Raw genomic sequence first — 13,726 nt, 5'->3', positions numbered from 1 at the left:
CTTCCCAATCTTGCGAGAGGGAGACACCGGCTTTACTCTATTTAGAATGATTTCATTTATACTTCTGCTCTATGGCTCTGAAATTTCCCCAAAATGGAGGCTTGCTGTAAAATATGCCCATCCATTTGGTCAAGTAAGGCTTGCTTTTTGCTGCTAGAAGATAAATGAATCGTGCAATTTAAAACGTAGATTGTAAAAACATAAGTATGAATGGAACGCAATGGAGGTTTAGGGCCTTTATAACGATTCCTACCGTAAGCAATCCCTTGAACGGCACCACCAAAGGAACTAAGGGATTTGCCATGCGGAATGCCCTCTGAAATGCTTGCCTGTACTGGTAAATTCCAAATCACCCAATGGTTGTAATTGGGGAAGATGGGGTGAGAGGCATCGTCAAGCGTTATGGCAAGCGTTTTTGCATCTGGGTGGAGACCGATTAGCTCAAAGGGTGGAGAGAGGTCTTCCTGCCGGGCGGTATAACGAGCCGGAATCCAACCGCCATCTTCAAACGCACTGCTGTAAAGTTGCAGAGTCTCCATAGTGATGCTCCTTTGTGAGTTCTTCTCCATTTAATAACTGGTTCGGTAAAGAGGTAGCACATTAATAACTGGAACCTCGTATGGGTGAACTCTTTTTATGGCTTCAATGGTTACATCCACATTCTCGTGTAAACAAATAAACTCGACTTTTAACTCACGCTCAGAGCTGATGATGTTTTCATTGCCGATATAGGGAGCGCTCCCGGAAAGCGGCCTCCAGCAGCCAGTAACCTCGCTGTAAGAAAGGCAGCTATCGTAATTCCCTATGTGCCCAGCATCCACATTTTGCAAAGACTTTTGTAGTGTAGCAAGGTGTGATTCCGGTATAAATACTTCTATTTTACAATAGGAATTACTTTGATTCTCTTTTGAGGGTAGATTATGATTATCGTAAGCGGTTATAGAACAATTCGGCTCTAAGTGAAGCAACGCTCCATATCGTTGTGATGCAGAGATAAAACAAATAAATGCAAGCAGTTCCGATATTTCTGCATCCGTAAAAAGATGCCTTAATTGCGCCATGTTTTCATCGCTTAAATGAATCTCTTTTACAGATAGAAGTGCGGTTTTAACGGCTAATTGGATTTTTAAGTCTTCGATATGGTTAGATGGTTTTCCTTTTGCCATGCAGTATTGGCACCCATTTTCGACTGCCAAGGTGCGCCGCACTTCTTCTTTCAATCTTGTGCTAAAAGTTCTGCTAGAAGTAAAAAACACTTCTAATTCATTCCATTTTTCCAGCAATTGAGGCTGGTGCCCCAGTAGCTGCTGAAATGGGGTGGCGCCTATTCCAGAATTTCGTATACTTGCCATAATCAACACCTCGTAATTAGCCAAATAAATGAATAAAGCAATTCGAAATTTATTATTTAACGGCTGCCGCCACCGCCACCGCCGGAAAAGCCTCCACCGGCCATGGTACTTGCCGCACCGCCCGTACCGTTACTATTGGGAGAAACGCTGCTAGAAATATGATTGGTCATCGACATAAAAAGAACCATGTGGGCAGGGTGATAGCCGTACATGCCTGAGAATTCTTCATAATAAGAGGGATTAAGCACTTTCATACTGTTGAGCACCTGCTCACCAATGTCGAATAAAGCGGCGAAAACAAGGAAATCTCCCCACAGCTCTTGCGGAGCAAGCCCCTCTTCCTGTTGTTTTTTCATTCCAATTAGGTATTTTTCCAAACCGATCAAACGAACGGCCTGGTCAAATCCAGTAGAGGTAAAACGAACAACCTCACGGTCATCCCTAGCGGCTACTCCTAATCGGATTAATTCTTTTTCACCATCTTTTTTTACTTCTTCCGACCATAAGGTTAGCTTATCAAAAATCTTATCTGCTTTCTTTTCGATTTGTGAGCTCCAAAGAATTCCGTCTGCATCGGCAAAGCTACTTAATATAGCATATAGCGATTGCTCTACCTTTAAGGTGGGGGTGTTTTCCGGGTGAAAAACAATGATTTCTTCCGGTTCTTTCTTTTTACGTTTATCCTCGTTGATGCGTTTTTCTATTTGGATATAGCCGGCTCTTTGCCAGCGTATAAAGTATGCGCCCAACAGCTTATCGCAAGAAATATCTCTACGCAGCATTGCCATTGCCGCACACGCTGCAGGAATATTCCCACCAAAGGGAATCAACCAAGAAGGTTCAATTTTCTCTCGTGACTCAAGGCGTACCGTAGAGCCATCCGCTAATTTATAGCGGGAATAGAAGAAAGCAAATGCGACTGCTCCTCCAATGAGAAGAACACCCAATATTCCCAATACAATGAAAAGCGCCGTAGATTCGCTTTTTTCTTCGTTATTTGCTTTGTTCTGTAATTCCTCAAACGTAATATCTGCTTTTAAGGCCTGTGGGAACATGTCGTTGTCGAAGCGACATAGTAAATTAAATTTATGGCTTTTATTTAGGCTTCCTTCGGTAACTGCAAAAAGGGTACCATTATTATTTACATATACCTCGCCCTCAAAGCCATAGCCCCAAATCCTCGAATTACCTTCATTAAAGCTGGTGTTTGGCATACGAACCGTAACCGCTACGGATTTTGGGGAGCTGCTTAAGTCTGAAACAAATAGGTGATAGAAGCCTGCGTAGTCTCCATAATTTTTCACCAGACCATCTAAAACATATTCGATGGTGTATTGGTGGTCGCCATAATTGCCAATTCCCCAGCAAAGCTCATAACCATCAGACTTTTTTAAGATGCCGCAGGTGCCGGCTTTTTCTTCCCGTGAACGGTTTGTATCCCAATCACTCAAAGTTTGGTAGGTTTTTCCAGTTTCATCCTTTACAGTAAAGGAATGAACGCTCATGCCTTCGCTTAAATTTTTTATTGCTTTAAAGTATTCCGTGCCACTGCGTACACCACTTACATTCCAGACCTCCGTAATTACGGCGGAGCCATCTTCCCGCAAAGCAGCATCAATTTGTATGGAGGGGATTGAGTCTTCTTTAGCAAAAACTGGGGCAGCAGTAAATACAAACAGTACGACAAGGAACAGAGAAAGTAGAACTGACCGTTTTTTGGTTGATTTCATTTTTTCCTCCTGTCAGTTACGCACGGAAGTTACGTTCAGCCGCGCTTCATCCTTTTTTGCTGACGTACATCCTTACCCAAAAAGGTAAGGCGAACATAGCTGCCTATAATACGAGAGACAAAACGCTCGGAGTATCTTTTTTGCAGCTCATATAAAGAGAGGTTTGTACTTATTATGGTAGGCTTTGCAGCCATTAAACGCGTATTGACAATGTTATATACGGCTGCATCAATAAATGAAGTGGAGAATTCCGTACCAAGGTCATCTAAAATCAATAAATCACAGCTTAATAAAAGTGCATTGGTATCTTCATTATCTTCTGCTCGGCCAAACCGTTCACGCTCTAGGCTGGTTGCCATGTTCTGCGCAGAAAGATAAATTACGCCGTATCCTTTGCTTACCGCTTCATTGGCAATGGCAAGCGATAAATGAGTTTTTCCAAGGCCGGTTCCGCCTTGTAGAATAAGACTGCTCGATTTTAGAGAAAAATCCCTTGCATAGTTGCGGCAATAAAGAAAAATATTCTCCATCTGCTTTTTGGGGGCTATTTCACCCTCGTTTTGAGGTTCTTCTGGGTAATGACCCAAATCAAAATCTTCAAAGGTACAAAGGGCGAGAGGGGTCATTTCATTTAAACGCTGATACGCGATTTTGCGTAAAAGATTACGTAGGCAGCTGCACATTCTTCCGTCTACATAACCGGTATCCTCACATTTTTGACACTGGTATTGTGGCTTTAAGTAGTTTCGCTCCAAGCCTGCCCTAGCCAGCAATTCGTTAAGCTCCTGCTGCAAAGTAAGATTCTTTTCTTTGAGGCTGGTTAACTCGGTTACGGTATCGCTGCCGTTAAGAACGGCCTTTGCCGCTGCAATTGCCGTTGATGCAAGCTGCCGTTCAATCTCTTGCGCACGGGGATACATGGAGTAGAAAGCACGGCGGCGTTCCTCGGCGGCTTCTATTTCACGCATACGACGGTCATTGAGCATGCCAAGAGCTATTTGGTAAATATCCTTTCCATAGGCCATCGCTGCATCATTCCTTTCCAAATAAATCTGGTACTTCAGCGCTCATGCGCTCATATTCTTCAATGTCGTATGTGGTATGCTGCGGCTTCGATTGCTTTTGCACCGCAGTTTTTTCTTTTTGTTCCATTGCCGCCTGCTGCGGTGAGGTAATGCCCTCTTTGTGCCATCGCTCCAAAATCTTATTCATATAGCTCAGGCTTAGCTTGCCGATGGCATCTACACTGCGGTCGTAGGCCTCCCGTACCATTTGGGGTGAAAACTTCCATTCCAAAAGCCAACGGTCTGAGTAACGCTCTTCTCTAGAGCTGGGCGCACGGGGAGAAAGACGCAGTGCTTGTTCAATTTTACGCCAAGCCTTATTAATTTCATCCAACCGGCGCAGCTTTTCTTCCGCTTGAAGGTGGGAGGAAATGCCCTCCTCGGCCCAGTCACGGGCTACTGCTTCTATGTAGCTGGTGTTGTCTTTTCCCTTGCTTTTTACAAATTGCAAAAGCATAATGGTTACATCCACCGGAAGCCCGTAATCGTCGTGAATGGCAAGCAGGGTAGAAGATAAGCCGGGGGAAAGCGGTCTTCCCAACAGCTGCTGTGCCTCCTGCATTAAAAAGCGAATTTCAGCTGACTGATTAATCCGCTCTGCAATAAACAGACCATCCGGTTTGGGAATACGGCGAGCCGGTATGGGTGCGGTATTTTCTGCAACGGGAGCGGTTGCCAAAGGGAGCTCCGCCGGAATAGGCTGTGCCGGAGCGGCGTGCGGCTCCACGGCCTTTGTAGCATCCTCTGCGACAAGCCCTACCTGAATCCAATACAGCATGGCATCCTGTACTTCTGAAACGGAAATGCCAAGTGCTGTGGCAATTGCTTCATGCGAAAAGGTTTCCTCTGCGTGGCGAAGTGCCCACAAAAGAACCTTTAGTTGATTTGGGCTTGCCAATTTAATATGTGAATCAACAAGTGCACTGGGAACGGCGAAGACCGATCTCCAAGCTCCCGGAAGAATAGAAAAAGACATTGTTAGGCTCCTTTATAAAGATTGACCTTACAAGCCAGTTGGGTTATACCGGCGGCAGGGTCAATAAAAAAAGACACGATATACTTTTAGGCTGATACAAAAAGGAATCATGTCATTCGACTATATGAAGATAAAGCGGACCGCAAATAGAATATGCGTTTGAACAGGCCGTTCATCCGCCATTCAGCTGCGTTTTAATATTATAACATATTTCGGCAACAGAAGGAATACAATGGCGAAAGGGTAATTTTAAAAATAATTTGAAAAAAATTGGAAAAAAGTATTGACTTAAGGCGAAATCTGTCATATAATAACTCTCGCAGTCGCGGATGTAGCTCATCTGGTAGAGCGCCACCTTGCCAAGGTGGAGGTAGCGAGTTCGAGCCTCGTCATCCGCTCCAAGCATAGAAGATCGGTTCTGTTTTACGGAATCGGTCTTTTTTATTTATTTTTTTCTTTCTTCTATATGAATTCGAATGAATCAAGATTCTTTTTGAGAGCGAACCTTTTCATACTTTCTTGAAAAGGAATACATTACTTTAAATTGGAGGAAAGCGGATGGAGAAAAAAGGAGACTCCTTTGTGGAGAAATGGCATTCTGTTTATTTTTTTATGCCTGTGTTTGAACAACCAATTAAGTTGCCGTATTTTAAAGAATTTGAGCAGGGGCTAACCAAAAAGTTCGGCGAAATAAACTTTTTGGCAGAACAGCCTCAAATGCCCCAAGAATCTTCTGATTTGCTGGGCGTTGCTTTATGGGATCATCCCTCCTATTACCAAAAGGAGGATCGTTCTCTTCCGAGTCAATTGTTGTTGTATGGGCCGGATAAGTTTGATCAGGACCTGTGGGATGAACAAATTATAGCACAGTTTTGGGACTGCCAGCCCGATTGGCAGGGATTCGCTGCCCGTTGCCGGTATTCCTTGATGGCAAGCAATATGATGGCGGCGAATCTGCCACGAATGGAGCAATACCAAATCATGGCTGATTATGCCGATTTACTATTGGAGTTGTTCCCAGAGTGCATTGGCATCTACTGGCCGCACAGTCAGCGGCTGGTACCGCGTGAGGCTTTTGAGCATTCCGGGTGGAACTCGCCGGATTTGCATTTTTTGGATGGCGGATTCAATGTGCGTTTTTTCAATTTAGCAGATACCGATGGTGAAATGCTGTTTGATACTCTTGGGTTTACCGCCATTGATTTACCCGATTTGCAATGCCACTGCAAAGATTTAGAACCGGGTGATGTGGTTCTATTTTTAAGAAATTTGGCGGCATATTTATACCGCCAAGGCAATGTAATTCAGGATGGCAATACGGTCGAGGGCATCGACGGCGGCAAATGGCATTGCCAGCGTGAGGATTCTATGGTTCGCCCTAAGCGTATGGTTTTAGATATTTGCCCGGGGAAATATGCGGGTGGCGGTCGCGCATAATCGTCTTAGCTTGAAAGAATCCCTCAAAGCTGTAATTGCTTTGAGGGATTCTTAGGGATTGTTTTAATACTATACCTTGAAGGTTGGTGTTTCAAGCGGTGTGACTTGTTGTTCAAGTACTTCTGCATCTGGATTTATAATCGTTTGCTTTTTGCCTTTTTGTATTGGAGAAAATTTCATTTGTGTAAGTAACAATGCAATAAACAAGAGGATACAGCCAATGATTTCACGAGTGCTCATAACCTCTTGGAATATAAGTGCACCAGCAAGTACTCCAAACAGTGATTCTGTGCTGAAAATGAGCCCTGCAATTGCGGGAGAAACTGTTTTTTGCCCAAGTGCTTGTAGGGTATAAGCAACCCCAACCACCATTATGCCAGTATATAAAATAGGGCCAATACTGCTTGTTATTGCCTGAATGGTAGGTGTTTCCAATTGAAATGCACAAAGTAGCGATAATATGCCGGCTACTGTAAACTCTACGAAAACTAATTCCAAGCTGTTTGTCTTCTTGGAATAATAATCAACTAAGGTGATTTGAACTGCCCAGAATACAGACCCGATGAAAACATAAAAATCGCCGTTGGAAATACTAAAGTTTTCAGTAATACACAAAAAGTATAAACCTACCATTGCCAGCCCAATGCTAATCCAAGTCATCATTTCTGTTTTTCGGTGAAAAAGCAGACCGATTAGGGGAATCATTACAATATACATGGCGGTTATAAAAGCGGTTTTCCCTACGGTGGTATCAGTAAGCCCTAACTGCTGAAAATAAGCGCCAAGGAACATAACTGTGCCGCAAAGCCCTCCACCTATGAGCAAATCCTTTCGTAAATAAGCTTCACGTTTGTCTTTTATGAGGCACTTTACAATCAGGCTCAGTGGTAAAAAAATAATTGCACCCGTTAAAAATCGGGCGGCTCCAAAAGAGAATGGCCCAAGGTATTGCATACCAAGCTTTTGAGGAACCAATGCGGTACCCCAGATAATTGCACATAAAGCCAGCATAAATGGCCCTTTATATTGCTTGAGTAAGTGCATTCTTATTCAGTCCTTTTCCATGTATATCGTGAATTATTGTATCATTATTCATTTGGTAAGACAAGTAACCCAATCGTTAATGTAAAAAAGTATTTTTATGAACTGAAGTGAAAAAGGATAGAATAGTTCTCTGAGATAAAAATATTTCTAAATATTGGAGGCAATTATACAAATCGTTAGGGATATAGGGTGATTTTTTACTCAAATTTTGTAGGATTTTCACACGTCGCTTTCTATGAAAAAGAAAAAAAGTATGCTATACTATTTCATGTTTGTAAATTTTCAAAAGAGGTAATTGGATGGACACTAGAAACGATTTAAGAAATATCGCGATTATTGCGCACGTTGACCATGGTAAAACAACACTGGTTGACCAGCTCCTGCGCCAAAGCGGAATCTTCCGCGTAAACGAGGCTGTTGCCGAACGTGTGATGGACTCAAACGATCTGGAGCGTGAGCGTGGTATCACGATTCTTTCTAAGAATACTGCGGTCATGTTTAATGGAACAAAAATCAATATTGTAGACACCCCCGGCCATGCGGATTTTGGCGGCGAGGTGGAACGTATCCTTATGATGGTGGACGGTGTTCTCCTTTTAGTGGATGCGTTTGAGGGTTGCATGCCCCAAACCCGTTTTGTTTTGAAGAAGGCGCTCGGCCTTGGCAAAAAGCCAGTGGTCGTTGTAAATAAAATTGACCGCCCCGGTGCACGCCCAATAGAGGTTGTGGATGAGGTGCTCGATCTGTTTATTGAGCTAGGTGCCGATGAAAGCCAGCTCGAATTCCCAGTGGTATACGCCTCTGGTAGAGATGGCTACGCTACGCTGGACCCCGAAGTACCCGGCGTGAACATGCAGCCTCTGTTTGAGTCTATTCTCAAATTTGTTCCTGCTCCGCAGGGAGATTTGGAAGGCCCCGCACAGGTATTGTTCTCAAACATTGACTACGATGAGTACCTTGGCCGTATTGGTATTGGTCGAGTAGAGCGCGGAAGAATTCGCGATGGCCAGAGTATTGTGCTTTGCGGCCATGAGGATGGCAACCGCAATGCTCGCATTGTGAAGCTCTACCAGTTTGAAGGACTCAAGCGTGTAGAAGTAACCGAAGCCGCATTGGGCGACATTGTTGCGGTTTCAGGCATTACAGACCTGAACATTGGCGAAACAGCGTGTTCGCCGGAGTGCGTAGAGCCGCTGCCGTTCGTTAAAATTGATGAGCCTACGGTTTCTATGATGTTTATGGTAAACAATAGCCCGTTTGCAGGTAAGGAAGGCAAATTTGTTACTTCCCGTAATTTGCGTGACCGCCTATTTAAAGAAGTGGAAACGAACGTGGCACTTCGAGTAGAGGAAACAGACTCTGCGGATACCTTTAAGGTATCTGGTCGTGGTGAGCTGCATTTATCCATTTTAATTGAAACCATGCGCCGCCAGAACTTTGAGTTCCAGGTTTCCCGCCCGAATGTAATTTACAAAACCATTCAGGGTAAGATGCATGAGCCAATTGAGCTTCTCATGATTGAGGTGCCGGACCAGTACGTGGGTGCGGTAATGGAAAAGCTTGGTTCCCGCAAAGCAGAAATTGTGAATATGGGTACTCGCGAGAGCGGTGTTACGCATATGGAATTTAAAATTCCTGCTCGTGGCCTTATGGGCTACCGTTCGGAGTTTTTAACTGACACCAACGGCAACGGCATTATGAACCACGTGTTTGATTCATACGAGCCTTACCGTGGCGACATTGTTCAGCGTTCCCAGGGTTCACTTGTTGCTCACGAAACTGGCCCTTCCACGGCGTACGGTTTGTTTGCCGCACAGGACCGTGGCAGAATGTTTATTGGAGCCGGTGTTGAAGTTTACGAGGGTATGATTGTTGGCGCTAGCCCGAAGCAGGAAGATATTACCGTCAATATCTGCAAGAAAAAGCATGCCACCAATACACGTGCATCCGGTTCGGATGATGCGCTTAAGCTAACTCCTCACACTGTTCTCAGCCTTGAGCAGTCCTTGGAGTTTATTGCGGAGGACGAGCTGGTTGAAGTTACTCCGAAGTCTGTTCGTATGCGTAAGATGATTCTCAACAAAGAAATGCGCATGAAGCAGACAAATCGAAAAAAATAAAGAAAGCGCCAGGGAATTGATGGATTAACATCCGCCCGCAGAGAAGCAATGAAGCTGATTATACTGGATTTGGAATGGAACGGAACGTATAGCCGCCGCCTGAAGGGCTATATCAATGAAATCATTGAATTTGGAGCCGTTAAGGTAGATGAAACCTTAACGGTGGTGGATACCTTTCACGCATTTGTTCGCCCCCAGGTGGGCAAAAAAATCAGCGGAAAAATTCGCAGCCTTACCCGTTTGAGCAATGAAGATTTGGTAGATGGTATGCTGTACATGCAGGCGGTTAGCCGGTTTAAAAGGTGGGCGGGCGACGCAGTGCTGATGACGTGGGGAACCTCCGATTTGCTGGCTTTAATTGAGAACTGCCGTTACTTCTGCGGTGACGGCAACATTCCATTTTTAAAAAAATATGTCGATTTGCAGCGCTACTGCGAATCACGTCTGCCAACCGTTGGGAATATGCAGATGGGGCTTTCTACCTGCGCTCAGCTTTTAGGGATTGATGAGGAAGAATCGGAGCATCACCGTGCCCTCAACGACAGTATTCTTTCATTGGATTGTTTTCGTATTTTGTACCAAAAGGAAGCTTTTGAAGCGATGGTGCAGGATGCGGATGATCCTGATTTTTACCCCCGGCTTACCTTTAAAACCGTTATTCTATCCGACTGGGAGAACCCCTTGGTACGGGATGCGGACATGAATATTTTTTGTGACCGCTGCGGGCTTGAGGCGGAGCAGCTCGACGACTGGCTTGTTCGCAATAAAAGCTTTCGTGCTGATTTTTACTGCAAAAATTGCGATTATCGCTTTACCGGCCGCATACAGTTTAAGCTCAAGTATGATGGCCTTGTTGTAAAGAAACGAAATCTTCCTTATCAGGAGGAGCCGCAGGAAGAAGCAGACGAAAACGGGGAAGAGGTACCGGAGCTGCAAGAGGTACGGGAGGAATCCTGAATCAATAGGCAAAGCGCTTACAAGAACAATATGCATTAATTTCCCCCCCGCCTGTGGCGGGGGGGAAATTACCTACATTTTTGTGGTGATACAACAGGAGGAGCATGGTATGCTAAATCAAATGGAGCTGCACGAAACAGACGGGGTACACTATATGACCTTCCCAGCTTTGGATGAATACCCGCAGCTGCTGCATTCTTTCTCTACCCGGGTGGGTGGGGTAAGTGAAGGGTATTATGAAAGCCTGAACTTTCGCAATGGAGATGCGCCAGATAATATTCTTGAGAATTACCAGCGCATATGCCGTGCAGTTGGGTACGAATTTGATGGTTTGGTGGCTTCCGCGCAGGATCATCACACCACTTTGCGCTATGTAACGGAGCTGGAGAGAGGCGTTGGCATTACAAAGCCGCGCGACATGGATAGCGTGGATGGTTTGTATACCGATGTTCCCGGAATTACACTCGTTACCAGCTATGCCGATTGCGTGCCGCTGTATTTTTTTGACCCCACAAGGAATGTCATTGCGTTAGCACATGCCGGCTGGCGTGGTACGGTACAGCGCATCGGTGAGAAAATGACCGAAACCCTGTGCAGGCAGTTTGGCTGTTCTTCACAGGATATTATAGCGGCGATTGGCCCCTCTATCGGTCCTTGCTGCTATGAAGTAGACGAAACGGTTCGCGAGCAGGTGATGAGACTCGACGATATTGTTCCCGAAGAAGTGCTGGAAGAGCAGGGCGAGGGTAAGTATCTACTTGATTTATGGGAATGCAACCGCAGAATTCTTGTTTTGGCAGGAATTCCAGATGAGAATATATCTGTTGGTGAGGTTTGCACCAAGTGCCACCCAGAGCTGTTCTTTTCGCACCGGCTTCTGGGAGAAAACCGCGGCGGAATGGTGGCGATGATGAGCCTAAAGGAGGCGCAGTCCCTTGATTTTTGAGGAGTGTAACCTGTGCCCCCGCCGCTGTAACGTTCGCAGGGAGCCTTCCAATGGCAATGGCTTCTGCCGCATGGGCAATCTCCCCGTGGTAGCGCGCGCAGCACTGCACTTTTGGGAAGAACCCTGCATCAGCGGAACCAAAGGCTCTGGTACGGTTTTTTTTACCGGTTGTACGCTTGGCTGTGTCTTTTGCCAGAATTACGAGATTAGCAGCCTGCGAAAGGTTGGGAAAGAACTTACCGTCACCCAGCTTGCCGAGGTTTTTCAAAGCCTTGTAGAACAAGGTGCGCATAACATTAATTTGGTAAGCCCGACACAATTTGCCTTGCCAATTGCAGAGGCTCTCAAGCTGAAAAAGCTTCCCGTTCCAGTAGTGTACAACAGCAGTGGCTATGAGACCGTAGAAACACTGAAGCTGTTGGAGGGCTTGGTAGACGTTTATTTGCCCGATTTAAAATATGTAAGTGCTGAAACTGCCCTTCGCTATTCGGGAGCGGCAAACTACCCCGAGTATGCCAAACAGGCAATACTCGAGATGGTACGTCAAACTGGCAAAGCACAGTTTGATGAAAACGGTATGCTTATTCGCGGTACCGTCGTCCGACACCTAATTCTGCCCAGTAATACCCGGGAGTCGATTGCGGTACTTAGCTGGCTGCAAGAGCATTTGCCGGACGGAGTACCGGTTAGCCTGATGGCACAGTACATCCCTTGTGGAAAGGCAGACCAGTACCCAGAGATTAACCGCTCCATTACTGCTCGAGAATTCCACAAGGTGGAAGACTATTTAATGGAGTTGGGACTAGATGGCTTTGTGCAAGAGCGTTCCTCTGCAACAAAAGCGTATATACCAGCATTTCAGCTGCAAGGGCTGGAGCAGGCTGGAACCGAATAACGAAAGAGTGCAGGCTTCTGAAATGACCTGCACTCTTTCGTTATTCGGTTTAAAGATTGTCTGGTTGACATATATTTACATTAATGGTATTATTATGTTAATAAGAAATATGATTTAAAATCAATTGTGAAGTATGAATCAATTTTCTTAAATAATTTTATGGAGGTATGGATATGATTTCTGGAATTCGAAAAAGACTGTAAAGTTTTGTGTTGGTACTCTCTATTTTTAGCATGATGTGTATTCCAGCTTTTGCGGGATCACCTGCCCAACACACATCTGCTGTTTTTGATGGACAAAAGGTTGAATATGTGCAGTATCAAAAAGGAAATACGAGATATGTAGAATTTAAAGACGGTAGCGAAGATTATATTGTTACTTATGATTTGGATAGTGGAGAATTGCGACTGAACTCTAAACTTTTATTGAAAGAAAAACCCAATCAACCAAACCTTAATATATTAAGTAATGGGAATTCTCTTCAAGCCGCAAAATATACTTGGGTTTATTCTTACAGCGATTTTACTAGTTTAGCTTCAGAAATCGGCAAAGCTACAATATGGGCTGGTATAATAGGTGCATTTATCGGTGTTGCTGTTAATAAAACAATTATAGCAATATCGAATACATTGGCTTTGACAGGAGTTGGAATTGTCTATATTGAAGAAGCTATTTACTATCAAGACCCCATCATTGGTAATAGACCTAAAACTGCAACTAATTATATATTTTACAAGAATGCAAATTACACAGGTCGGGTTGGAAACTATGACCAAAGGGCTTAATAATATATGAAAAGGGTAATGGATCAATTTCGATATTATGTCTTTCTATTTCTTTTAGTTATTTATGTATTGATTATACAATGGCGGGATAACGTATACTGGAACGCAGAGATGCACGGAACGCTGTCTGTCATTACCTCTATCGTATTTTTGTTTCTTATGGTAGCCGGGCTTTTCAGTGTTTATTTCGATCTGAAAAAACTAAGAATCAACATCGAATCGGGCGATTCTGTCGAGCCGCCCAAAAGAGCAAGGGGGAAATTTGCATTCCTGATTTTTTCTGCTCTCCTCTTAACGACGGGTTTTGTAGTTGAATTGCTTCGTTTGATTGGATTGATCTGATCTTTTTCTTTTGTTATTTCGATTTAAAAAGAGCCTTCTCTGAATGATTTTTCGTTCGGAGAAGGCTCTTCTATTCTA

At 44.4% G+C, this 13,726-nt stretch carries 11 protein-coding genes, 1 tRNA gene and 1 pseudogene; 7 read left to right on the top strand and 6 right to left on the bottom strand.

Annotated features, from left to right (window positions below; all coding sequences use genetic code 11):
• Nucleotides 1-56: 56 nt before the first annotated feature.
• From CAN90_RS09455 to CAN90_RS09435, 5 genes and pseudogenes are all read right to left on the bottom strand, one after another.
• Nucleotides 57-539 (bottom strand): YbhB/YbcL family Raf kinase inhibitor-like protein, encoded by a 483-nt coding sequence (locus CAN90_RS09455; protein ID WP_085833581.1) that lies wholly within the window; start codon nucleotides 537-539, stop codon nucleotides 57-59.
• A gap of 399 nt (nucleotides 540-938) precedes the next feature.
• Nucleotides 939-1,352, bottom strand: a pseudogene (locus tag CAN90_RS09450) (carboxymuconolactone decarboxylase family protein); the annotation flags it as partial.
• Between the two features lie 56 nt (nucleotides 1,353-1,408).
• Nucleotides 1,409-3,082, bottom strand: coding sequence for a DUF2207 domain-containing protein (locus tag CAN90_RS09445; RefSeq protein WP_085833580.1), 1,674 nt, complete (start codon nucleotides 3,080-3,082; stop codon nucleotides 1,409-1,411).
• A gap of 35 nt (nucleotides 3,083-3,117) precedes the next feature.
• Complete coding sequence (locus CAN90_RS09440) at nucleotides 3,118-4,107, bottom strand: ATP-binding protein (protein ID WP_085833579.1); 990 nt, start codon at nucleotides 4,105-4,107, stop codon at nucleotides 3,118-3,120.
• A gap of 7 nt (nucleotides 4,108-4,114) precedes the next feature.
• On the bottom strand, nucleotides 4,115-5,122 hold the full coding sequence (locus tag CAN90_RS09435; RefSeq protein WP_085833578.1) for a DnaD domain protein: 1,008 nt from the start codon (nucleotides 5,120-5,122) through the stop codon (nucleotides 4,115-4,117).
• Nucleotides 5,123-5,447: 325 nt separating this feature from the next.
• On the opposite strand from CAN90_RS09435, the gene CAN90_RS09430 reads away from it, so the two are divergent.
• Nucleotides 5,448-5,523 (top strand) — tRNA-Gly (locus CAN90_RS09430).
• A gap of 157 nt (nucleotides 5,524-5,680) precedes the next feature.
• Nucleotides 5,681-6,559: a DUF4261 domain-containing protein gene (locus CAN90_RS09425; protein WP_085833577.1), complete on the top strand. Its 879-nt coding sequence runs from the start codon at nucleotides 5,681-5,683 to the stop codon at nucleotides 6,557-6,559.
• A gap of 69 nt (nucleotides 6,560-6,628) precedes the next feature.
• On the opposite strand, the gene CAN90_RS09420 is transcribed toward CAN90_RS09425, so the two are convergent.
• Nucleotides 6,629-7,603, bottom strand: a complete 975-nt coding sequence (locus CAN90_RS09420) for a DMT family transporter (RefSeq protein ID WP_085833576.1) — start codon at nucleotides 7,601-7,603, stop codon at nucleotides 6,629-6,631.
• Between the two features lie 299 nt (nucleotides 7,604-7,902).
• On the opposite strand from CAN90_RS09420, the gene typA reads away from it, so the two are divergent.
• The 5 genes from typA (at nucleotide 7,903) to CAN90_RS09395 (ending at nucleotide 13,306) form a co-directional block, all read left to right on the top strand.
• A complete protein-coding gene (gene typA, locus CAN90_RS09415; protein ID WP_085833575.1) occupies nucleotides 7,903-9,723 on the top strand; it encodes a translational GTPase TypA in 1,821 nt (606 codons plus the stop codon).
• Nucleotides 9,724-9,771: 48 nt separating this feature from the next.
• Nucleotides 9,772-10,680 (top strand): 3'-5' exonuclease, encoded by a 909-nt coding sequence (locus CAN90_RS09410; RefSeq protein WP_242953615.1) that lies wholly within the window; start codon nucleotides 9,772-9,774, stop codon nucleotides 10,678-10,680.
• Nucleotides 10,681-10,789: 109 nt separating this feature from the next.
• Nucleotides 10,790-11,626 (top strand): peptidoglycan editing factor PgeF, encoded by an 837-nt coding sequence (gene pgeF / locus CAN90_RS09405; RefSeq protein WP_085833573.1) that lies wholly within the window; start codon nucleotides 10,790-10,792, stop codon nucleotides 11,624-11,626.
• On the top strand, nucleotides 11,616-12,521 hold the full coding sequence (locus CAN90_RS09400) for a radical SAM protein (RefSeq protein ID WP_085833572.1): 906 nt from the start codon (nucleotides 11,616-11,618) through the stop codon (nucleotides 12,519-12,521). The genes pgeF and CAN90_RS09400 overlap by 11 nt, the downstream gene beginning before the upstream one ends.
• Before the next feature lie 209 nt (nucleotides 12,522-12,730).
• Entirely contained in the window at nucleotides 12,731-13,306 is a 576-nt protein-coding gene (locus CAN90_RS09395; RefSeq protein ID WP_085833571.1) for a hypothetical protein, read from the top strand.
• Nucleotides 13,307-13,726 lie beyond the last annotated feature (420 nt).

It is taken from the genome of Clostridium merdae, assembly GCF_900176635.1.
Taxonomy (GTDB): Bacteria; Bacillota; Clostridia; order Oscillospirales; family Acutalibacteraceae; genus Faecalispora; species Faecalispora merdae.
The sequence above is the reverse complement of the archived record's forward strand: the minus strand, read 5'-3'. Positions and strand labels throughout refer to the sequence as shown.